Origin of the sequence: Streptomyces himalayensis subsp. himalayensis (genome assembly GCF_013778455.1) — a bacterium.
Taxonomy (GTDB): domain Bacteria; phylum Actinomycetota; class Actinomycetes; order Streptomycetales; family Streptomycetaceae; genus Streptomyces; species Streptomyces himalayensis.
Genome location: NZ_JACEHE010000006.1, coordinates 252,349 through 273,968 on the forward strand (window position 1 = coordinate 252,349; position 21,620 = coordinate 273,968).

Genomic DNA, 21,620 nt, shown 5'->3' on the forward strand with positions numbered 1-21,620 from the left:
GCCCGCGCTGGTTACCCTTCCCTGGTGACCACTCCGGACTACGCCACCTACATCGCCGGCCTCCCCCGCGTCCTCGCCGGCGCCGCCGCCCTCTTCCGTGATGCCGAAGGGCGCGTACTGGTCGTCGAGCCCAACTACCGCGAGGGCTGGGCGCTGCCCGGCGGAACCATCGAATCCGACGCCGGTGAGAGCCCGCGGCAGGGCGCCAGGCGCGAAACGCTGGAGGAGATCGGCCTGGACGTCGAGCTCGGGCGTCTGCTCGCGGTGGACTGGGTGCTGGGCACGGGGCGCCCGCCGATCGTGGCCTATGTGTACGACGGCGGCGTGCTCGCCGAGGAACAGCTCAAGTCGATCCGGCTGCAGGAGGAGGAGCTGCTGTCCTGGCGGCTGGTGCCACGCGCCGAGATCCAGCAGTACCTGCACGGCACGCTGAGCCTACGGGTGCTCGCCGCACTCGACGTACTGGAGGAGGGCACCGGCACGGCCGAGTTGGAGAACGGCCGGCCTGCGATGTGACGACGGCGGTACGGAGTCCCGCGCTGCGGAGCCCGGGATATCGGTTCGCCGCCGAATGGCCCGCGGCCTGGGCCCTGTCGTCAAACTCCCGCCGTCCGCCCGAAGGGCGGGCCCCGCGGCGTCATGGGGGTCCCTCCCTGCTCGAGCGAAGCCGAGAGCTTGGGGGAGCGTGCGATCGCAAGGCCGGGGCAGGCGGGAGTTTGACGACAGGGCCTAGGCTCGACGGCATGGACAAGCCTCTCGTCGCCATCCTCAGCGGCGCCGGTATCTCCACCGACTCCGGCATCCCGGACTACCGCGGGCCGAACGGGCTGTGGCGGCGCGATCCGGAGGCCGAGAAGCTCGTCACGTACGAGTACTACATGGCGGATCCGGAGATCCGCCGCCGTTCATGGCAGATGCGGCGCAAGAACCGGACCCTGCAGGCCCAGCCGAACGCCGCGCACCGGGCGGTGGTCGACCTGGAGCGTTCCGGGGTGCCGGTGCGGGTCATCACGCAGAACGTCGACGGGCTGCACCAGCTCGCCGGGCTGCCGGACCGCAAGGTCCTCGAACTGCACGGGACGGCGCGGTCGGTGATGTGCACCGGGTGCGGCGCCCGGTCCTCGATGGAGGACGCGCTCGCGCGGGTCGCCGCGGGTGAGGAGGACCCGTCGTGCCTGGACTGCGGCGGGATCCTCAAGTCCGCGACGGTCATGTTCGGCGAGCGGCTCGATCCGGAGGTGCTGGGCCAGGCGGTCGCCATCACCAAGGCCTGCCAGGTGTTCATCGCGGTCGGGACGACTCTGCAGGTGCAGCCCGCCGCGGGTCTCGCCGGTCTCGCCGCCGACCACGGCGCACGGCTGATCATCGTCAACGCCGAGCCGACGCCGTACGACGACCAGGCCGACGAGGTCGTACGGGAGCCGATCGGGACGGCGCTGCCGGATTTGCTGCGGAGCCTGGCCCACTGACCGGGGATGAGTCCCTGTCCCACTGACCGGGGATGAGTCCGCGGTCCACGATCAGAACAGTCCGGCGCCCCGCTCGAAGTCCAGCAGCTGCTGCTTGCGCTCCAGGCCGCCGCCGTAGCCCGTCAGGCTGCCGTCCGCGCCGACCACTCGATGGCAGGGCACGATGATGCCGACGGGGTTCCTGCCGTTGGCGAGGCCGACCGCGCGGGAGGCCTTGGGGTTGCCGAGTTCGTGGGCGAGTTCGCCGTAGGAGCGGGTCTCGCCGTACGGGATCTTCCGGAGCTGCTCCCAGACGGTGCGCTGGAAGGGCGTTCCGTGGAGGTGGAGGGGGAGCGTGAACTCCTTCAGCTCGCCTGCGAAGTAGGCCTTCAGCTGGGTGGCGATCTCCGCGAAGGCGAAGGCGGTGTTGTCGCGGTCGCCGAAACTCTCCTCGGGCGGGCGGTGGCGCTGGCCGGTCATATAGAGGCCGGACAGGACGCCGTCGGTGAGAACGACGGTGAGCGGGCCGTAGGGGCTGTCCATGACGGTGTGCTGACGGTTGCTCGGTGACATGTGTTCGTACATCCTTTTTCGTAACTGCCCTACATGGGCATGAAGTTGATCGGGTGGTCGTCGGTGGCCCACAAGTACTGGACCGCGTAGGCCCGCCATGGGCGCCAGGCCGCGGCGCGGGCGGTGAGCGCGGCCGGAGTGGACGGCAGGCCCAGTTCCTGGGCGGCGCGCCGCATTCCGAGGTCGGTGGCGAGGAAGGCGTCCGGGTCGCCGAGGGCGCGCATCGCGATGGCCTCGACGGTCCAGGGCCCGAATCCTGGCAGCTCGGCCAGCCGCACGCGGGCCTCGTCCCAGTCGCTGTCGGCGCCCAACCACAGCTCTTCTGCGGCTAGTTGGTGGACAAGCGTGGTGAGCGTGGTGCGGCGGCTCCGCGGCAGGGCGAGTGACTCGGGGTCCAGCGCGGCCAGCGCTTCGGGTGACGGGAAGAGGTGGGTGAGGCCGCCCTCGGGGTCGTCCACGGGCTCACCGTGGGCGACGACCAGCCTGGCCGCATGGGTACGTGCGGCGGCCGTGGAGACCTGCTGGCCGAGCACCGCGCGCACCGCGAACTCGGCCTCGTCGACGGTGCGCGGCACCCGCCGGCCCGGCGCCTTGTCGACGAGCGGCGTGAGCAGCGGGTCCGTGCGGAGCAGGTCGTCGATGGCGACCGGGTCGGCGTCGAGGTCGAGCATGCGGCGGCAGCGGCTGATGGCGACGGGCAGGTCGCGCAGGTCGGTGAGCGTCAGGCGGCAGCCGATGTGGTCGGGGGCGGGGGTGAGCGCGGCGATTCCGTGCCCGTAGGGGAGGCGGAGCGTGCGCCGGTAGGCGCCGTCTCGCCACTCCTCCACGCCAGGTACGGCGGTCGCGGCGAGGTGGCCGAAGAGGTTGTCGGGATTGAGCGGCGCGCGGAACGGCAGCCGCAGGGTGAGCGCGCCCGGGGTGCCCGTTCCGTTCGTCCTCTGGGTGCCCCTCAGGGCCCGGGTGCGCAGCTCGCTCGGGGCTAGCGCGTAGACCTCTCGTACGGTGTCGTTGAAGGTGCGGATCGAGGCGAAACCCGCGGCGAAGGCGATCTCCGCCATGGGCAGCGCGGTCGTCTCGACGAGCAGGCGGGCGGTCTGGGCGCGCTGGGCCCGGGCGAGCGCGAGGGGGCCGGCACCCAGCTCGGCGAGCAGCTGCCGCTCGATCTGCCGGGTGCTGTAGCCGAGGCGGGCGGCGAGCCCGGGGACGCCTTCACGGTCGACGATGCCGTCGCCGATGAGCCGCATGGCGCGGGCCACGAGGTCGGCGCGCTGGTTCCACTCGGGTGAGCCGGGGCTGGTGTCGGGGCGGCAGCGTTTGCAGGCGCGGAATCCGGCCTGCTGGCAGGCGGCGGCGGACGGGTAGAACCTCATGTTCTGCGGCTTGGGCGGCACGACCGGGCAGCTCGGGCGGCAGTAAATCCCCGTGGTCAGTACGGCCGTGAAGAACCACCCGTCGAAGCGGGCCTCCTTGGCCTGCACGGCGCGCAGACAGCGCTCGGTGTCGGTGTGCATGGCTCAAGGATGGTGCAGGGTGTCGAGCGGGGCTGGCGGAAATCCGACATCAACCTTGCGCTGCCTGGGAGCGCGCTTCCCTCGGCTGCCTGCCTGGGGCGAGCGTCTCATGCTGGCGCGCTCGGCCGTGTGGGCCTGGTCCGCCCCCGCGGCCCCCGCTGCGCCGCGGTCAGCACTTCGCAGGCCCGCCGCTGCCCCGCGGTCACCTCTTCGCCGGCCCGCCGCTGCGCCGCGGTCAGCTCTTCGCCGACTGCGCGAGCGCCGCGGTCAGCTCTTCGCCGGCTCCGCGAGCGCCGCCTCGAACGCCTCGTACGCCTCCTTGTCGAAGAGGACGAACCTCACCTCCTCGACGGGCGGCGCGGCGGCCTCCCGCACGGTGCGGATGGCGATGCGGGCCCCGTCGTCCAGAGGCCAGCCGTAGCGTCCGGTGGAGATCGCGGGGAAGGCGACGGTCCGTGCGCCCAGCTCGGCGGCGATGCGCAGCGACTGCCGGTAGCAGGAGGCCAGCAGCGCGGAACGGTCCTCGCCGTGGGACCAGACGGGGCCCACCGTGTGGATCACGTGAGCGGCGTGCAGCTGCCCCGCCGTGGTGGCGGCTGCCCGGCCGGTGGGCAGCCCTCCGCCGTACACGGAGGCCCGCAGCTTGCGGCACTCCTCGAGGATCGCGGGCCCGCCCCGCCGGTGGATCGCTCCGTCGACACCCCCGCCGCCCAGCAGTGAGGAGTTCGCGGCGTTGACGATGGCGTCGACCGTCTGCTCGGTGATGTCCCCCTGTACCAGGGTGATGGCGGTCATATCACCCATCGTACGAAGCTGCGCGGGGGTCGGCAGGGCCCGAGGGCCAGCCGATTTCCGTAGGTCAGCAGGCCCCGGAAGATCGGCAGACGTGACCCCGTGCGCGCTGCGGCCCGCCCGTCCCGGAGGCCCGGAGATCACGCCGCCCTCTGCCGCAGTCGCCGCCACACCGCCTTCGCCGCATTGTGCCCCGACATCCCGTGCACTCCGGGCCCGGGCGGTGTCGCCGACGAGCAGATGAAGATCGCCGGGTGCGGGGTGTTGTACGGGAAGAGGGAGAGCTTGGGGCGGAGCAGGAGCTGCAGGCCGGAGGCGGCGCCGCAGGCGATGTCGCCGCCGACGTAGTTCGGGTTCCGGGCGGCGAGCTCGGGCGGACCCGCCGTGGCGCGCGCCAGGACGCGATCGCGGAAGCCGGGGGCGAACCGCTCCAGCTGCCGCTCGACGGCGTCCGTCAGGTCGCCGTCCCAGCCGTTCGGAACATGGCCGTACGCCCAGAAGACCTGCTTTCCGGCGGGTGCGCGGGACGGGTCGGCGAGGCTCGGCTGCACCGTGATCAGGAACGGCGGATCCGGCGCCCGGCCTTCTCGGGACGCCGCACGCAGGGCCGTCCCGATCTCCTGGATGCCGGCTCCGACCTGCACCGTCCCGGCGCGGCGCGGCTCCTCGGCGGTCCACGGCACCGGCCCGTCCAGCGCATAGTCGATCTTGAACACGCCGGCGCCGTACCGATAACGCTCGTAGGCCCGACCCAGCCCGGCGATCCGGGCGAGCGCGGCGGGCGAGGTGTCGAAGACGTACGCGCGCGCGGGCGGCAGGTCGTCCAGGCGCTTGACCTCGTAGTCCGTGTGCACGAGGCCGCCGAGGTCCTTCAGATACGCGGTGAGGGCGTCGGCGATCGACTGGGAGCCGCCGCGAGCGACCGGCCAGCCGCCCGCGTGCGCGGCCAGCGCGAAGACCAGACCGACGGCGCCGGTGGCGAGGCCGTCGAGCGGCGCGATGACATGGGCGACGAGCCCTGCGAACAGGGCTTTCGCCCGGTCGTCGCGGAACCGGCGCATCAGCCACGTCGACGGCGGCAGGCCCACGAGGCCGAAGCGGGCCAGGGTGACCGGGTCGCGTGGGAGCGCAGTCAACGGCAGCGACATGAAGTCGCGGGCGAGGGTGTCCCACCTGCTGGTGAAGGGGGCGACCAGCCTGCGGTACGTCCCGGCGTCGCGCGGCCCCAACGACGCGGCCGTCTCGGCGACGGAGCGCGACAGCACCGCGGCCGTGCCGTCCAGGAAGGGGTGTGCCATGGGCAGCGGGGCATGGAGCCACTCCAGGCCGTACCGCTCGAGGGGCATCGCCTTGAACGCGGGCGAGTTGATCCCCAGCGGGTGGGCGGCGGAACATGGGTCGTGCCGGAAACCCGGCAGCGTGAGCTCTTCGGTCCGCGCTCCCCCGCCCACCGTGTCCCGCGCCTCGAAGACGGCGACGGAGAAGCCGCGGCGGGCCAGCTCGACGGCAGCGGTCAGTCCATTCGGCCCCGCACCCACGACGACGGCATCGAGCATCGACGGCACCTTCGGACTCCCTTGTCAGCCGACGGCCACTGCAACCACAGGATATGCCGCGCCTCTGACAGCCCGACGGGGAGTTGGCAGCCTGCCTGGCCTGCCTTGAAAGCAAGGGGCCCGGCCACCTTGGCAGCGAGCCGGGCCAGGCTTGGATCCGGCCCGGCCAGACTCGGGGAACCGGCCCGGCGGGCGTGGGGGGCCGGCCCGATGGGGCGTTGACAGCCGGCCTGGCGGGGCGTTCCTGGCCGCCCGGCGTCACAGGTCTGTTCGTCGACATCGGGCTGCCGTGACATCGGGCTGCCGTTCGACGGCTTCATCGACATGCCGTGGCTGCCGCGCGACGCCGACGACTGGCCGCCCGTCGGCACGGAGGTCGAGCTGCAGGTGACCACCGTGCGGTTCGACTTCGAGGACGCCCGGGCACGCCTTCAGATCAGGCTCTGCCCGAGAGCAACCCCGCAACCCGGCGAGCCGTGGCCGCGTCCCGCGCGGCCGTGAACGGCAGCGCATTGCCCCCCGTTATCCGGAACGGCTCGCCCGCACGCGTCAGATGTGCACCGCCCGCCTCCTCCACGAGCAGCACCCCGGCGGCGTGGTCCCAGGCGGCCTCCCACGAGAAGGCCACGGCGTCCACCTCACCGCGGGCGACGGCCAGATACTCCAGCCCGGCCGAGCCGCACGGCCGCGGGTCCACGCCCTCCACGCGCAGCCCGAGCAGGGCCTGCTTCTGCTCGGGCGTGGTGTAGTCCGGGTGGGACGTGGCCACCTGCAGCACCTGACCCGCGGCGGGCGAACCGGCCCGCAGCGGTTCGCCGTTGAGCACGGCTCCCTGCCCGCGAACAGCCACGGCCAGCTCGTCGAGCGCCGGGGCATACGTCCACGAGGCGAGCACCTCGCCGCCCAGCGCAAGCGCGACGAGCGTGCAGAACCCGGGGTCCCCGTGCACGAACTGCCGCGTCCCGTCGACCGGGTCGACGATCCACACCGGCGCCCCGCCGCGTATCGCCTCGTACGTCGTCGGGTCCGCGTGCACCGCCTCCTCGCCGACGACCACCGAGCCCGGCAGCAGCTCGGTGAGCGCTGTCGTCAGGAACTCCTCGGCCAGCCGGTCCGCCACGGTCACCAGGTCGTGCGGCCCGCTCTTCTCGACGATCTCGTGCGCGGCGAGCTGCCGGAAGCGAGGCACGATCTCCACGGCGGCCGCCTTGCGGACCACCTCCTCGACGTGGGTGAGTCCGTGTACGAGAAAGTCATCAATCATGCGTCCATGAGAGCATGCGCCACTGACATCGCCCGCCGGGCCCGGTGTACAGGGGATGGAATCACCGTGAACGGGACGAAAGCCGCCCCGCTCCGCCGCCTCGTCCTCGGGCTTCCGCAGCTGAGGCCGTCCCTCAGCGCCCCACGGCGTACCCCTGCATCCCACGCGGATTGGCCGCCGCCGACAGAATCCCGGTCTCCGGGTCCCTGGCCACCGCGCACAGCCGCCCCTCCGACCACGGCTCCCCCACCGTCACCTCATGGCCGCGGCGCCTCAGCTCCTCGACGACCTCGGGATCCATACGGGACTCGACGGTGACGGAGCCCGGTCGCATCCCGCGCGGGTAGAAGGAACCGGGGAAGCTGTCGTTGTGCCAGTTCGGGGCGTCGATGGCGCCCTGCAGGTCGAGCCCGCCGCGCACCGGCCCGCGCAGCGCCACCGCCAGGAAGAAGTGCACCTGCCACTGGTCCTGCTGATCACCGCCGGGCGTTCCGAACGCCATCACCGGCACCCCGTCCTTCAGGGCGAGGGACGGGGTCAGCGTCGTACGGGGCCGTCGGCCGGGCGTGAGCGAGTTCGGCAGGCACTCCTCCAGCCACGCCATCTGCAGGCGCGTGCCGAGCGGAAAGCCCAGCTCGGGCACGACGGGATTGGACTGCAGCCAGCCGCCGCTGGGCGTGGCCGCGATCATGTTGCCCCAGCGGTCGACGATGTCGAGATGGCACGTGTCGCCACGGGTGCCGCCGTCGGGTGCGACATCCGGTTCGCCGGGCACGGACGATGCGCCGGATACGGGCGAGCGGCCGCTCCCGCCCACGGTCGGCTCGCCCACGCCCGCCCCCGCGAGACCCGTCGCATCGAAGCCGGGCTCTCCGGAGGCCACCACGCGCGCGTGCGCGCTCAGCTTCGGCGTGCGCCCGCCCGGACTCCCCGGCCGCAGCTCGGGCGAGGCCTTGGCGTCGATGAGCGCGCGCCGCTGCGTGTTGTACGCGTCGGACAGCAGCTCGGCGACGGGCACCTCCGCCGCGTCCCCGTACCAGGCCTCGCGGTCCGCCATCGCGAGCTTGCAGCCCTCGATGAGCAGGTGCACGTAGTCGGCGGAGCCGTATTCGGGCAGCTCCTGGGGGAGCAGGGCGAGCTGCTGCAGGAAGACGGGGCCCTGGCTCCACCCGCCCGCCTTGCACAGCGTCCAGCCGCGCCAGTCGTACGTCACCGGCGCCTCGTACGACGCGGACCAGGAGGCGAGATCGTCCAGGGTGAGCGTGCCGGTGTGCCGGGTGCCGCTGGTGTCCATCGTGGGGCGCTGCGCCTGCCGTATGAGCGCCTCGGCGATGAACCCGCGGCTCCAGATCTGCCGTGCGGCCTCGATCTGTGCGACCCGGTCCGTGCCGCCCGCCTCGGTCGCCTCGGCGATCAGGCGGCGCCAGGTGGCGGCCAGCGCCGGATTGCGAAGCAACTCCCCCGGCCGTGGGGAGCGGCCCCCTGGCAGATACACCTCCGCCGACGAGGTCCACTCGGTCTCGAAGAGCTCACGGACCGTCTGCACGGTCTCGCAGACGCGCTCCACGGGCGCGTGGCCGTCTTCGGCGTACCCGATGGCGTACGCGAGGACGTCGGCGAGCGACTTCGTGCCGTAGTCGCGAAGGAGCAGCATCCAGGCGTCGAAAGCGCCGGGCACGGCGGCGGCGAGCGGCCCGGTGCCCGGGACGAGGTCCAGTCCCAGTGACCGGTAGTGGGCGACGGTGGCCCCGGCGGGCGCGACGCCCTGCCCGCACAGCACGCGCACCTCGCCGCCCGCCGGCGCAAGGATGATCGGTACCTCACCCCCGGGGCCGTTGAGGTGTGGCTCGACGACATGGAGTACGAAACCGGCGGCGACCGCGGCGTCGTAGGCGTTGCCGCCACCCTCCAGCACGGCCATCGCGGACTGCGAGGCGAGCCAGTGGGTGGAGGAGACCATGCCGAAGGTGCCCTGGAGCGTGGGCCGGGTACTGAACATCTGGCGTCTCACCTCGCTGTTTACGCGCATCGGTCCATCCGATCAGCGCTCAGGAACTGTCCTGGGGGTCTGGGGAGTTCCAGCCAGGACTCGCGTTCACGTGATCATCAAGCAGGCTATCGATCGCCCTGCGTTCCTTCTCCGCTGCCTCCGGCATGAGGTGGGCGTAGTGGTCGAGCGTGATGGTCGGCGAAGAGTGAGGACTTGGTCGCGAGACCGCCCGCCGCCTCATCGAACTCGGTCACACCGTGCTTGTCGGAGCCCGCAACCCCGAACAGGGCGCGGAGGCCGCCGCCGCGCTCGGCGCACGGTTCGTCCCCGTCGACGTGACCGACGACGCGTAAGTCGACGCCGCGGTCGCGGATGTCGCCGAGCACGAGGGCTCGATCGACGTTCTGATCAACAACGTCGGCATCCACGGCCCCACCGGTGACCCCAGCGCCCTGACCGGAGCCGACGCCCTCGGTGTCTTCGACGTCGACCTCGCCGGTGTGGTCCGGACGACCACCGCAGTTCGACCCGAACCCCGGCTCGTATCCGCTGCGGTCAGCCGGTGCGGCGGGAGCGGGACAGAGCCAGCCCGCCGAGGGCCGTGCCGATCAGCCCCACCAGCATGGCCACGTAGGCCCCGCCCAACCCGTTGCCGGTGCCGAGACCACCGTCGGCGGTGGCCGCGACCAGCCCACCGAGGGCCATGCCGATCAGCCCCGCCACCATGGCCACCATGGCGCCGAGTGATCCGTTGGCAGCGCCGAGACGACCGGCGGGGCGGCCCAGCGCCAGCCCGGCGATGACCACGCCGGCCAGCCCCAGCAGCGCGCCCGTGCTGGCCCCGACCCGCCCGAGGCTGAAGTCGTAGAAACTGGCGGCGACCGACTGGACCGAGGAGTGCGCGGCCGCCGGTGCGGCAAGACCGATACCTCCGAGCAGGGCGGCCGCGGCGGCGGCAAGCAGACGACGACCAGACATCAAGGTGCTCCTTCTCTTCCTGCGACTGAGTGTCGCCTGAGCATGTCTGGCGGACCCACCCCCGGTCGTCCGGCGAGTGCAGACACTTCGCACTGCCGCCGATGCCCCATCCGGCTACCACGCACGCCGCAGGAGGCGCGACGGTACTGCGTGTGCGGTAGTCGGCCGCTCGTCCACGAGGGGGACTCGCCCGCGGTGGCAGCCGACTAGGGTGCGCTCATGCGTGCACATGAGTCCGGTGTCCGTGCCCGTGTCGGAGACTGGGTCATCGCTGTCGGCGTGGCGGCGGCACTGCTGGTTACCGGCCTGTCCGGGCAACGTTCCGCCACGAACCTCGACTTGCTCGGGTACGCGCTGCTGACGGCCGGCGGACTGGCGCTTGCCGCGCGCCGCCGGGCTCCGGTTGCCGTTCTGGCCGTCGCCGGACTGTGCGCGGTGGGGTACCAGGCGGTCGGTTTCGATGTGCCTGCTGTCGCGTACCTGTTCGCGGTGTACGCAGCCGTGCGTGCGGGACACCGCACCGTCACGGTGGCGGCGAGCGTGGCCATGCTGGCCCTGCTCCCGCTCGCGGCCCTGGCCTCGGGCCTGCATGACACGGGCGAGGCGTTCGCTCAGGCCCGAGGCGCCTTGGAGCTGGCCTGGCTGATCGCGGCCGGTGCCGCGGGTGAGGCGCTGCGGCAGGCCGAGCGGCGGGCGGACGAGGCCGAGCGCACCCGGGAGGAGACCGCGCGGCGCCGCGCCGACGAGGAGCGGCTGCACATCGCGAGGGAGCTGCACGATTCGCTCACCCACCAGATCTCGGTCATCAAGGTGCAGGCCGAAGTGGCCGTCCACGTGGCCCGCAAGCGTGGCGAGGAGGTGCCGGAGGCCCTGCTGGCGATCCAGGAGGCCGGTCGTGAGGCCAGCCGGGAGCTGCGTGCGACCCTGGAGGCGCTGCGCGACGACGACACGGCCCCGCCGCGTGGGCTCGACGACGTCCCGGAACTGGTGGAACGAGCACGTAAGGCCGGCGGCCTTGAGGCGACGCTGACGATTGAGGGACAGCGGCACGACGTGCCGGCCGCGGTGGGCCGGACCGTCTACCGGATCGTCCAGGAGTCGCTGACCAACATCGCCCGTCACGCGGACGCCGGCACGGCGTCGGTCCGGATCGACTGCCGTCCGGACGCCCTCGCGCTACGCATCGATGACGACGGCAAGGCCACATCAGTCACCGCGCCGACGCCCGGCGTCGGGCTGCTTGGGATGCGCGAACGCGTCACCGCCCTCGGCGGCCGGCTGCGGGCGGAACCGCGCGGCGACGGCGGCTTCACCGTCCAGGCCGAACTCCCCCTGGACCGAGTGTCATGATCCGTGTCCTGCTGGTCGACGACCAGCCGCTCATTCGCAGTGGATTCCGGGCGCTCCTCGATCTCGAAGACGACATCGAGGTGGTGGCCGAGGCCGCCGACGGCAGCGAGGGCCTGGAGCTCGCCAAAGAGCACCTGCCCGACGTCGCGCTCGTCGACATCCGGATGCCGGTCCTCGACGGCATCGAGGCGACCCGGCGCATCGCCGCGGACCCGGCCCTGGCCGAGGTGCACGTCGTCATCCTGACCAACTACGGCTTGGACGAATACGTCTTCAACGCGCTGCGCGCCGGCGCTGCCGGGTTCCTGGTCAAGGACGTCGTGCCAGAAGACTTCCTGCACGCCGTACGCGTCGCCGCGCGTGGCGACGCCCTGCTCGCACCCTCGATCACCCGCAAGCTGATCAGCCGGTACGTCACCCAGCCGCTCCCCACCGACACCGGCACGGGGCTGGAAGAGCTGACCAGCCGCGAACGCGAGGCCGTCGTTCTGGTCGCGCACGGCCTGTCCAACGACGAGATCGCGGGTCGTCTGGTGATCAGCCCGCTGACCGCGAAAACCCACATCAACCGGGCCATGGCCAAGCTCCATGCCCGTGACCGGGCCCAACTCGTGGTCCTCGCCTACGAATCCGGCCTGGTGGCCCCACGCAACTCTTGACATCGACGGTCCGGTCCGTCGTGGGCCGCACGGGTGTGCTCAACGTCTTCGTCTGCCTTGCCGACCCTCGCGACTTCGCCCGATCTTGACATTCAGCCGGAGGTGAGGGGCGTCAGGGCCCCTCACCTCCCGGTTCCCGGTGTCAGCTCTGGAAGAGGTCGATGCGGTTGCCGCTGGGGTCCGCCACGCAGGAAGAGCGTGGCTTCCAGGGCCTGTCGGCGGGGGGCTCGATCTCGGCCGCGCCTGCGTCAAGCGCCCGTTTGTGGACCGTGTCGAGGTCGGCGACGAGAAGGCCGAACCGTGAGGGCCCGGCGGGCCCAGGATGGTTGGGCTCGTGCGCGACGGTCAGCAGGAAGAACTCCTCACCGGGCCAGGTCCCGATCTGGAAGGAGGAGATCTCCTCGTTGAACTCTGCCGCAAACACGTGCTCGTAGAAGGCTCTCGCCTCGCTGAGGCTGCGGACGTTGATGGTCACCTGGACGATGCGCGGGCTGGTCACCTGTGGCATGGCGACTCCATGTTCGATGTAGTGGTCCAGGGTGTGGACCATGCGGGACAGGGTGTGAGCACGTTCCGCCAACTCCTGCTGATGCCGGGTCAGGACGGCCTTGCGGGTGATGGGGTCCGGGTCGTCCAGGACCTGGCGCACTTCGTCGAGCGGCAGGTCGACCTTGCGCAGGGCGCCGATCAGCCGGGCGCGCTGAACCTGGTCGGGTCGGTAGCGGCGGTATCCGGTGTCCGGGTCGACCACCGCTGGAGGTAGGAGTCCGACCTCGTCGTAGTGCCGCAAGGCATGGAGGGATAGACCACTCAGGAGTGCAAAGCCGCCGATGCTCAGGAGGTTGTCGTTGCTCACTGGAACAGCATCGGGTTTCGGGTTGCCCGAGAGTCAACCGCTGCCGGGTGTCGCCGAACTCGATCGCGTCAGGCCCGCGTAGCGGTGTGCGACTCCGCCAGGAAGCAGGTATTCGGCCAGCAGGTTGCCGGCGCGGCGGGATGGCAACCCCATGTCGTGCAGGAGTTCGTCCGCGCAGTGGATGTCGTAGGGGCCGAAGTCGTAGCCGCCGGAGCCCGGCAGCACCTGCTCCTGCCAGGCCAGGCGAGCGTCGATGGCCTCCCGCATCTCCTGCTCGCCCGGGGTGGTGCGCAGCGTCTCCCGGAAATAGCAGGTCAGCCAGTGCGCGGTGAGTTCCATGCCCATGATGTTGTTGAAGACCTGCCGGAAACCGACGAACCCCAGCCGGTCGGCGCTGGGTGGCACGATGCCTCGGTAGAGCCGCAGCCGCCCGGCGGAGTCGTGCACTGGCACTCTCGAATCCAGGAACGGGAAGACTTTGTGGTGCCCCGTGGCGAACACGATGACATCCGCCGCCACTTCCTCGCCGGTCGCCAGTCGCAGCCCCTTGTCGGTATACGCCTCGACAGCACTGACCTTGGGGGCGATCTGGCCGCGGCGGACGGCCCGCGCGTAGCCGTGTGGCATCACTCCCGCGTGGGCCAGGTGGAAGGGGAGCGCGTGAGCGGGCCGCAGCTGCTTCGGCAGCCGGTACAGCCCGGTGGAAATCAGCATGTCGCGGGTGATAAGCCACCACAGAGCCCGCTTGACCCGCTCGTCGATGCGGTCGATCGGACGGATGCAGGCCGGATCGTGGTAGCGGGGCAGGAGCGCTTCACCGAGCCGGGTGAACAGGATCCACTTGTAGCCGACCAGCCCGAGCAGGAACCGCTCGGGGACCATCCAGTTCACCTTGCGCTGCACGAGGGTGGCCGAGGTCGCCTCACGTGCGGCGCGGGTGATCAGGTCCAATGCGGACTTGCCGCCGCCTACGACTACCACGCGCCGGCCGGCGAATGTCCCGGCCCGCACCTCGTTGGAGTGCAGCACGGTCCCGCGGAACAGCTCACGCCCGGGCAGCTCGGGCATTTGGGCATGATGATGAGCCCCACTGGCGACAACGACGTAGTCGAATGTCTCGTGATGAACCTCCGCCGTCTTGTCCCCGGCGGGCCGGGAGTCGATCAACCAGCCGGAGGCGCCCACCCGCCCAGGCCCGTCCACGGGCCGGATGGAGATCACCTCGGTGCCCGGTCGGACGCGGCCCAGCACACCGAAGGTCTCGGCGTAGTTCTCCAGGTAGCGTTGCGTGTCCACCGCACTGGCGAAGTGCAAGCGGTTGGGCAGGTCCGCGAACTCGAAGATGCGGAGCGCGGACTGGTTGGCCAGCCCGTCGTAGCAGCCCTCTGACGACCATATCCCGCCGACCTGCTGGTACTTGTCGAAGACCGTGACGTCGAAGCCGTTCTCCAGCAGCACCTTGGCGGTGACGATTCCCCCGGGGCCGGCCCCGACAACACACACTCTCATCAGCTGCCACCCTCCGCGGGGATCGGCGCATCCAGCTCGCTCATCATCCCAGTTGCGGACCCCCCATGCCCAGCGTATGGCCACAGTGCCTGAGGCAGCAGCCAGCTCGGTGACAGCTCGTCAAGTCACGGTGAGGTGCAGGACGTACCGCTCTCCGGTGCGGATCCCACCGGCCAGATTCGTCGTGCGAGACGCCGTCGGTCCGGACCCAGGCCCGAGGTGTGGATGATGGCGTAGACGCCCCATCCTGGCTGGTACGTCCTGGGGCCGGCCGCTTCGGCGATGAGGCCCGCTGCCAGTCGGTTCCTTCCGCGCCCGGCCGGGCGAGCTGTCCGGCGGCCAGCAGCAGCACGTGGCGATCGCACGAGCGAGGTCGCGGTAGGCGGACTGGGCCGGCGTCACCACGTCAGAGTCAGCGAACCTCCGACCGGCAGCGTGTGCCAGCGGTCGGCGTAGTCGTCGAACCGGGACACGATCCGGTCGACCACCGGGGGGATCTCCCCCGCCGTCACATACGCCGGCAGCTCCCGCGCGTGGCCGTGCCGCACCTCCCACACGGGTACGGCGATGCCCGCCAGCTCCTCCGACCTGGCCATGTCGGCCTTCGCCTGGTGGGACGACTTCACTCGCTTCGACTTGCGGCGCCGGGCGGCCTTGGCGCGCTCCGCGGGGTCGGCGGGCCAGAACAGGCCGTTGTCACCGGCGGCCAGCCGCCCGTAGACCCCGAGCGTGATGCCCGCCTCCGCCTCGACGAGGAAGTGCACCAGGTCGTGCGGGAGATACGGATGCCCGCCGGGCCCGTTGCGCGGGGCGAGCGCGGCACCGGTGTCGCGGTGCACGGCGATTTCGTAGCTCGTACCGGGACCCTTGGTGAAAACGACGCGCATGCCCGGCACGGTAGGTGACGGTCGCGGCCGCACGCCACGTGTTTTCCGGCGCGCGCAGCGGGGGCATCCAGGTCGGCACGCCAACGCTGATGGTGTCCGGCAATCCGTTGATCAGCCGACATGGGAGGCGATGGTTCGCGCACACACCAGGGACTCGGTATGCGTCGTGTCCACCTCCAGGTCATAGATCACCCCCTCGTGAACCGAATCCGCCTGCAACGCGGCCATTCCCTGGACCCGGTCTCCGCGTGCGACCTCACGGCCCGCGGCGACCGCACTCTCACACTTGACGCCGACCCACAGCACGGCCAGATCGCCAAGTGCCTTCTGCCACCGTTGCTGAGACGCCGCTCCGCCGAGGAAGACGTCATCGATGATGACCCGGGCGCCTGCACGGGCCATCGCCGCGACGCCCTCCATCCATGCCGCCTCCAGCGCCATGAAGTCCGCCCCGACGCTCACCACGCCGTCCGCCGCGATCTCGATCCCCTCGTCCGACGCCTGCATCTTCGCGGGCATCGCGTCGACGAATGAATCGACCCCGAACGCCAGCCACGGATCCGGCAGTACGGCCTGCAGGCACCGTACGATCCCGGACTTCCCCGAGCTGGAACCACCGTTGAGAATGATCATCTGAGTCGTCACCGCGCCACAGTAGGTCGCGTCCCACACGGCAGGAAACGAATATCGGCAAGCACGCCAAGAACGACCTCTTCCGACCGCAGGCCAAGCCCACAGGTGGTGATCCTGCGGTGGCGCGGTTGAAGGCGACTTCATCGCCGCTCGTACGGGACCACTACGACGACAGGGACCGATCGGTGCTCAGCGGTGCGGTACCACGGCGACGGGGCAGGCCGCATGGTGCAGAGCGGCGTGGGCGACGGACCCGATGTGAGTGCCGATGGGGGAACGACGTACCCGGCGTCCGACCACGAGCAACTCCGCGCGGGAGGCGGCCGACAGCAGCACCTGTCCCGCGCTGCCGATTTCGACATGCTCGATCACCGGCACGCCGGGGAACCGCTCCCGCAGCGGTGCGAGCGCCTCGCCCAGTGCCTTCTTCTCGAACGGCTCCAGCCCTCCCGCCTCGTCGAGGAGCCGCATCGAACCCGGGCTGTACGCGTAGAGGGGCGGCAGACTCCACGCACGCACCGCTCGTACAGTAGCGCCTCGCGCGGCCGCAGCCTCGAAGGCGAATGCAAGAACGTCTTCGCTGTCCTCCGGACCGCCCTGCTGGCCCACAACTACCTCGCGGCCTTCGAGACCATCTGTCTCCCCGTGGTGGGCCCGGACCAAGACGACCGGCCTCGTCGCGGCCGCGATCACCTGCTGACCGTACGAGCCGAGCAGGAAGCCGACAAGGGCGCCGTGCCCTCGGGATCCAAGCACCAGCATGTCCGACCGCGCGGCCTCGTTCAGCAGAGCGTCGACCGGCGTGCCCGAGAGCAATTCGGCCGTGACGGGCAGGTCCGGGTACCGACCGGCCACGCGTGATTCGGCTTCCCGTAGTACGGCCTGGGCCGACTGGGCCTGAGCCTCTCTGTCCTGCACAAGAGGCAGGTCCAGGCGCTGCCAGAGCCAGGCGTGCGCGATACGGAGCGGCGCCCCGCGCAGCGTGGCTTCGCGGGCCGCCCACTCGGCCGCGGCCAGGCTTTCAGGGGATCCGTCCACTCCGACAGAGATTGCGAGGGTCACGGGTTGGCCTCCGTACGTTTCATGGGCACGGCCTCTCAGCCGTCCCTGTCTCCTTCCAGCATCGGGGGGAGCGGGGGCTGTGGCACAAGGGCCGGTCGGCCCCTCCAGCCGGGCCCATCAGCGATGCTCGGCCGGGTGATCTTCGACCGTTGGGGAAACCCGGAGCGGCTTCCGCTGGCATGACGGTCCAGACCTCCCGAGGGCCGGCCGTGTGGGCGACGGTTTTGGGACGCGGTACCACGTTCCGGAAACGCGTTCAGTGCTGTTAGCCCGAACAGCGGGAGTCTGATCGAACGCATCGCGAGCGGACGGCCTCAAGCCGTGGTCCAATGCGCCGATGCACCCTGCGTGAGAGTTCTGCTGTACCTGCTCCGACGTGCCGGAATGCGCACTGACCGCCGCCGGGGAGCACGGTTCACACGGGTAGCGGCGCTGCTGTCCGTGGCCATCGGGTTCCCGATGATCGCCCTGCTTCCGAGTGCTTCCGCCGAGCTGTCCGGGAGATCCACCGTGCCGGCGAGCGCCGCGAAGTCGGCCGAGGAATTCGGCATCGGCAGGCTGCACGCGTGGGGAGACAATGCCGGGGGGCAGCTGGGTCTGGGTGACAAGACCGACCGCCCCAGCGCTACGCAGGTGGGCACCTTCAGCGACTGGCAGCGGGTGGCGGTCGGGCCGGGGCATTCGTGCGCCGCCCGTCTGGACTCGCTGTGGTGTTCGGGGATGAACAACTTCGGTCAGCTGGGGCTCGGCGACAACACTCAGCGCCTCACGATGACGCAGGTCGGTGCCAGTACGACCTGGGCGGCGATCGCCGTCGGCGAGAACCACACCTGCGCGACCCGGGCGAGCGGGACGCTGTACTGCTGGGGCAGGAACCAACTCGGCCAGGTCGGACTGGGTGACGCCGTCAACCGCAACACCCCGGTCCAGGTCGGCACCGCCTCGGACTGGGTGGCCCTCTCGGCAGGGTTCGACTACACCTGCGGCATCCGAGGCGACCGCACCCTGTGGTGCTGGGGACGCAACGCCAGCGGTCAGCTCGGGCTCGGTGACACGACCGACCGCAACAGCTCCGTCCAAGTGGGTACCGCCACCTATTGGGCGACCGTCTCTGCCGGCCGGGCGCACACCTGCGGGGTGCGCGTCGGGAACATCGTGTCGTGCTGGGGCGCCAACGCAGACGGGCAGCTCGGCCTGGGCGACACGACCGCCCGCAACACACCCACCCAGGTTCCCGGACTGAGGGCCCGCCCGATGAGAACAGGCTCCAACTCCTACAGCAACCAGTCGGTGTCCTGAACTCGGCCGGAGTCGAACCAGCCGGATGAACCGTGCAGCCGACCTCACCTTGCCATCAGCCCGTACATCAACGTCACCGTCGAGGACGGCACCGGCGGCTCGTTCGACTCCTGCGACGGCTTCACGCCCGCCGGCGCCGTCGACTACGACGACACGCTCGAGGACGCGTCCGGTGCCGTGCCGTCGTCTGCGACCAGGTGGCACGACACCTCCCGGCCGCCGCCCGGCAGGACCCGCAGCTCCGGCACCTCGGCACGGCAGCGTTCTACGGCCAGCGGACAGCGCGTGTGGAAGCGGCAGCCGGGCGGAGGGTCGAGCGGGCTCGGCAGTTCGCCGCTCAGCACGATGCGCTGCCGCGAGCGCTGCTCGGCCGGGTCCGGAACGGGCGCCGCGGACAGCAGCGCCTGGGTGTACGGATGCTTGGGGTGGGCGAACAGCTCGGACGTCGGCGCCTGTTCGACGATCTGGCCGAGATACATCACGGCGATCCGGTCGGCGAGGAACTCGACGGCCGCGAGGTCGTGTGTGATGAACAGGCAGCCGAAGCCACGGTCACGCTGCAGGTCGGCGAGCAGGTTGAGCACCGACGCCTGCACCGAGACGTCGAGTGCCGAGGTCGGCTCGTCGGCGACGAGCAGGTCGGGGTCGACGGACAGCGCACGGGCGATGGAGATGCGCTGCCGCTGCCCGCCGGACAGTTCGTGCGGATGCCGGTGGGCGTGCTCGGGGCGCAGCCCGACCTGCTCGAGGAGTTCCGCGACACGCGCGCGTGCCGCTTCCCCCTTGGCGAGCCCGTGCAGTCTCAGCGGTTCGGCGATGATCGACCCGACGGTCATCCGCGGATCGAGCGACGACGAGGGGTCCTGGAAGACGAGGTGGAAGTCCTTGCGCAGGGGGCGCAGGGCGCGCCGCGACATCCGCGTGATGTCGCGGCCGTTGATGCGTACGGTGCCGCCGGTGGGCTCGTCGAGGCGGACCGCACAGCGTCCGACGGTGGACTTGCCACTGCCCGACTCGCCGACGAGGCCCACGACCTCGCCGCGGCCGACGGACAGGGTGACGCCGTCGGCGGCGCGTACGGTGCCGCCGGAGCCGCTGAAGTGGCGTTCCAGGCCGACGAGTTCGAGCACGGGGTGCGGCGCGCGCCCGTCGGTGGTGTCGGCGGTGGCGGTGGTCGCCGTGTTCGCGGTGGTCACTGTCCGGCCTCCTGGTTGATGCGCTGGAGCGCGACGTCGTGCGGGTGCCAGCAGGCCGCCCGGTGCGCGGCGTCCGCGCCCACATCGGCCGCGACGGCCTTGAAGCCCGGGCGGCCCGACGTGCACTGGTCGTCCGCGAACGCGCAGCGCGGGGCGAAGGTGCAGGCGTCGGGCTGTTCGTCGAGGCTCGGAACGAGGCCCGGGATCTCGGGCAGCCGGCGCTTGCCGGCGGGCCGGAGTGCCGCTCCCGGCGCCGCCGCCACGCCGGGTTCGAGCACCGCACCCGGCCCCGCTGCCACTCCCCGCCCGGCCACCACGCCGGGCCTGAGCACCGCGCCGAGCAGCCCGCGCGTGTACGGGTGCCGGGGACCCTCGAAGAGCTCGTGCACCGGGGCTTGTTCGACGGGCCGTCCCGCGTACATCACGAGGACCCTGTCGGCGATGTCCGCCACGACCCCCAGATCGTGGGTGATGAGCACGACGGCGGTGCCGAGGCGTTCCCGCAGGGACTGCAGGACCTCGAGGATGCCCGCCTGGACGGTGACGTCGAGGGCGGTCGTCGGCTCGTCGGCGATGAGCACGGCCGGGTCGCAGGCGACCGCGACGGCGATCATCACACGCTGCCGCATGCCGCCGCTGAGCTGGTGCGGGTACTCGTCGATGCGCTGCCGGGGTGCCGGTATGCCCACCAGGTCGAGGAGTTCGACGGCACGCGCGCGTGCCTGCTTCTTCGTCAGCCCCTGGTGGCGGCGGAGTACCTCGCCGATCTGGCGTCCGACCGTCAGGACCGGATTCAGCGACGTCATCGGCTCCTGGAAGATCATCGCGATGTCCTTGCCGCGGACCCGCCCCAGTTCCTTGTCTCCGGCCCCGGCGAGTTCGCGTCCGGCGAGCCGGATCGACCCGGTGATGCCCGCCGTGGGTGGCAGCAGCCCCATCACGGCCATCGCGGCCACGGACTTGCCGCATCCCGACTCTCCCACCACGGCGAGCACCTCACCTGCCGCGAGGTCGTACGACAGGTGGTCGACGGCGTGCACGGTGCGGTCGCCGGACCGGAACGACACCGACAGGTCCCGCACGCTCAGCACGGGGGCGTCCGGGGCCACCGCCGCGGCGGTGGCAGCGCCGGCAGGCACGCCGGCGGTGGTGTCCGGGGTCTCGGGGGCGTCAGGCGTACTCATCGGGTGCCTCCACGGGGATCGAGGACGTCGCGCAGCCCGTCGCCGAGCAGATTGAACGCGAGGGTCGCCGCGACGATGGCGAGGCCGGGGAAGACCGCCATCCAGGGCGCGGGCGCGAGGAACGCCTGGGCGCTCGACAGCATCACGCCGAGCGAGGGGTCGGGCGGCTGCACGCCCAGGCCCAGGAAGCTGAGCATGGCCTCGCCGATGATCGCGGACGGAATGCCGACGGTCGCCTGGACGATGAGCGCCGAGGTGGCGTTGGGCAGGATGTGGCGCAGGAGCACGGTTCCGTCGCCGCCGCCGTTGGCGACGGCCGCCGCCACATAGTCGGCGTGGGCCAGGCGAAGCGTCTCCGCGCGCGTGATCCTGATGACCGCGGGCGTCTGCGCGATGCCGATCGCGATCGTCGCATTGGTGAGCGAGGGCCCGAGGACCGCGGCCAGTCCGACGGCCAGCACCAGGAAGGGGAAGGCGAGCAGGGTGTCGGTGAGCCGGGAGACGGCGCTGTCCGCGACTTTCCCGTAGTAGCCCGCGAGCAGGCCGAGCGGTACGCCGACGAGGAAGGCCAGTACGACCGCCAGCAGGCCCACCTGCATGGAGGCGCGCGCCCCGTGGATGACACGGGAGAGCTGGTCGCGGCCGAGGTCGTCGGTGCCGAGCCAGTGCGCCCAGCCGGGTGCCGACAGCGCGTTGTCGAAGTCGGGCCGGGCGGGGTCGTAGGGCGCGACGAGGGGTGCGAACAGGGCGGCGAGGACGAACACGGCTGCGATCACGGCACCGGTCATCGCAAGCCGGTTCGTGCGGAGGGCCTTCAGCTTGGCGCTGCCGGTTCCCCTGGCCCTCATGTCCCGTATCGCTGTCGCGACGGCT

Annotated in this window: 20 protein-coding genes and 1 pseudogene; 6 read left to right on the forward strand and 15 right to left on the reverse strand. The window is 71.3% G+C overall.

Features of this window, described 5'->3' with window-relative positions:
* The first annotated feature begins 24 nt into the window (after window positions 1–24).
* Both H1D24_RS12835 and H1D24_RS12840 read left to right on the forward strand, forming a co-directional pair.
* Window positions 25–516, forward strand: coding sequence for an NUDIX domain-containing protein (locus H1D24_RS12835; RefSeq protein ID WP_181657593.1), 492 nt, complete (start codon window positions 25–27; stop codon window positions 514–516).
* Window positions 517–743: 227 nt separating this feature from the next.
* Window positions 744–1,469, forward strand: coding sequence for an SIR2 family NAD-dependent protein deacylase (locus tag H1D24_RS12840; protein WP_181657594.1), 726 nt, complete (start codon window positions 744–746; stop codon window positions 1,467–1,469).
* A gap of 51 nt (window positions 1,470–1,520) precedes the next feature.
* Here H1D24_RS12840 and H1D24_RS12845 read toward each other — a convergent pair whose 3' ends face one another.
* From H1D24_RS12845 to H1D24_RS12870, 6 genes are all read right to left on the reverse strand, one after another.
* Window positions 1,521–2,021 carry a methylated-DNA--[protein]-cysteine S-methyltransferase gene (locus H1D24_RS12845; protein ID WP_258564022.1) on the reverse strand — a complete coding sequence of 167 codons (501 nt, stop codon included), beginning with the start codon at window positions 2,019–2,021 and terminating at the stop codon, window positions 1,521–1,523.
* A 29-nt stretch (window positions 2,022–2,050) separates the two neighbouring features.
* Window positions 2,051–3,532, reverse strand: coding sequence for an AlkA N-terminal domain-containing protein (locus H1D24_RS12850; RefSeq protein WP_181657595.1), 1,482 nt, complete (start codon window positions 3,530–3,532; stop codon window positions 2,051–2,053).
* 267 nt (window positions 3,533–3,799) lie between these two features.
* Entirely contained in the window at window positions 3,800–4,327 is a 528-nt protein-coding gene (locus tag H1D24_RS12855; RefSeq protein WP_181657596.1) for an O-acetyl-ADP-ribose deacetylase, read from the reverse strand.
* A 137-nt stretch (window positions 4,328–4,464) separates the two neighbouring features.
* Window positions 4,465–5,880, reverse strand: coding sequence for a phytoene desaturase family protein (locus tag H1D24_RS12860; RefSeq protein WP_181657597.1), 1,416 nt, complete (start codon window positions 5,878–5,880; stop codon window positions 4,465–4,467).
* Between the two features lie 436 nt (window positions 5,881–6,316).
* Window positions 6,317–7,144 carry an inositol monophosphatase family protein gene (locus H1D24_RS12865; protein WP_181657598.1) on the reverse strand — a complete coding sequence of 276 codons (828 nt, stop codon included), beginning with the start codon at window positions 7,142–7,144 and terminating at the stop codon, window positions 6,317–6,319.
* A gap of 133 nt (window positions 7,145–7,277) precedes the next feature.
* Window positions 7,278–9,143, reverse strand: coding sequence for a gamma-glutamyltransferase family protein (locus H1D24_RS12870; RefSeq protein WP_181657599.1), 1,866 nt, complete (start codon window positions 9,141–9,143; stop codon window positions 7,278–7,280).
* 200 nt (window positions 9,144–9,343) lie between these two features.
* Between H1D24_RS12870 and H1D24_RS12875 the strand changes: the two are divergent.
* Window positions 9,344–9,664: pseudogene (locus tag H1D24_RS12875) on the forward strand (SDR family NAD(P)-dependent oxidoreductase); the annotation flags it as partial.
* A gap of 25 nt (window positions 9,665–9,689) precedes the next feature.
* Here the strand turns inward: H1D24_RS12875 and H1D24_RS12880 are convergent.
* The gene (locus H1D24_RS12880; RefSeq protein ID WP_181657600.1) at window positions 9,690–10,112 is read right to left on the reverse strand and encodes a DUF6223 family protein; all 423 of its coding nucleotides are present in this window, start codon (window positions 10,110–10,112) and stop codon (window positions 9,690–9,692) included.
* Between the two features lie 219 nt (window positions 10,113–10,331).
* Here H1D24_RS12880 and H1D24_RS12885 point away from each other — a divergent pair, with 219 nt between their 5' ends.
* Window positions 10,332–11,462 (forward strand): sensor histidine kinase, encoded by a 1,131-nt coding sequence (locus H1D24_RS12885; protein WP_181657601.1) that lies wholly within the window; start codon window positions 10,332–10,334, stop codon window positions 11,460–11,462.
* Window positions 11,459–12,121, forward strand: coding sequence for a response regulator (locus H1D24_RS12890; protein ID WP_181657602.1), 663 nt, complete (start codon window positions 11,459–11,461; stop codon window positions 12,119–12,121). Before H1D24_RS12885 ends, H1D24_RS12890 begins: the two co-directional genes overlap by 4 nt.
* Window positions 12,122–12,263: 142 nt before the next feature.
* Here the strand turns inward: H1D24_RS12890 and H1D24_RS12895 are convergent, their stop codons facing one another.
* The 5 genes from H1D24_RS12895 to H1D24_RS12915 form a co-directional block, all read right to left on the reverse strand.
* The gene (locus H1D24_RS12895; protein ID WP_181657603.1) at window positions 12,264–12,977 is read right to left on the reverse strand and encodes a MerR family transcriptional regulator; all 714 of its coding nucleotides are present in this window, start codon (window positions 12,975–12,977) and stop codon (window positions 12,264–12,266) included.
* Between the two features lie 33 nt (window positions 12,978–13,010).
* A complete protein-coding gene (locus tag H1D24_RS12900) occupies window positions 13,011–14,486 on the reverse strand; it encodes a flavin-containing monooxygenase (protein ID WP_181657604.1) in 1,476 nt (491 codons plus the stop codon).
* 398 nt (window positions 14,487–14,884) lie between these two features.
* Complete coding sequence (locus H1D24_RS12905) at window positions 14,885–15,373, reverse strand: hypothetical protein (protein WP_181657605.1); 489 nt, start codon at window positions 15,371–15,373, stop codon at window positions 14,885–14,887.
* 111 nt (window positions 15,374–15,484) lie between these two features.
* Window positions 15,485–16,018 carry a chloramphenicol phosphotransferase CPT gene (gene cpt / locus H1D24_RS12910; RefSeq protein WP_309484297.1) on the reverse strand — a complete coding sequence of 178 codons (534 nt, stop codon included), beginning with the start codon at window positions 16,016–16,018 and terminating at the stop codon, window positions 15,485–15,487.
* Between the two features lie 177 nt (window positions 16,019–16,195).
* Window positions 16,196–17,068 (reverse strand): universal stress protein, encoded by an 873-nt coding sequence (locus H1D24_RS12915; RefSeq protein ID WP_181657606.1) that lies wholly within the window; start codon window positions 17,066–17,068, stop codon window positions 16,196–16,198.
* 441 nt (window positions 17,069–17,509) lie between these two features.
* Between H1D24_RS12915 and H1D24_RS12920 the strand changes: the two genes are divergently transcribed.
* Window positions 17,510–18,367 (forward strand): RCC1 domain-containing protein, encoded by an 858-nt coding sequence (locus H1D24_RS12920; protein ID WP_181657607.1) that lies wholly within the window; start codon window positions 17,510–17,512, stop codon window positions 18,365–18,367.
* Window positions 18,368–18,510: 143 nt separating this feature from the next.
* Here the strand turns inward: H1D24_RS12920 and H1D24_RS12925 are convergent, their stop codons facing one another.
* From H1D24_RS12925 to H1D24_RS12935, 3 genes are all read right to left on the reverse strand, one after another.
* Complete coding sequence (locus H1D24_RS12925) at window positions 18,511–19,497, reverse strand: ABC transporter ATP-binding protein (protein ID WP_181657703.1); 987 nt, start codon at window positions 19,495–19,497, stop codon at window positions 18,511–18,513.
* 62 nt (window positions 19,498–19,559) lie between these two features.
* Complete coding sequence (locus H1D24_RS12930) at window positions 19,560–20,747, reverse strand: ABC transporter ATP-binding protein (RefSeq protein ID WP_181657608.1); 1,188 nt, start codon at window positions 20,745–20,747, stop codon at window positions 19,560–19,562.
* Window positions 20,744–21,595: an ABC transporter permease gene (locus H1D24_RS12935; RefSeq protein ID WP_220136693.1), complete on the reverse strand. Its 852-nt coding sequence runs from the start codon at window positions 21,593–21,595 to the stop codon at window positions 20,744–20,746. Before H1D24_RS12935 ends, H1D24_RS12930 begins: the two co-directional genes overlap by 4 nt.
* Window positions 21,596–21,620: the final 25 nt, after the last annotated feature.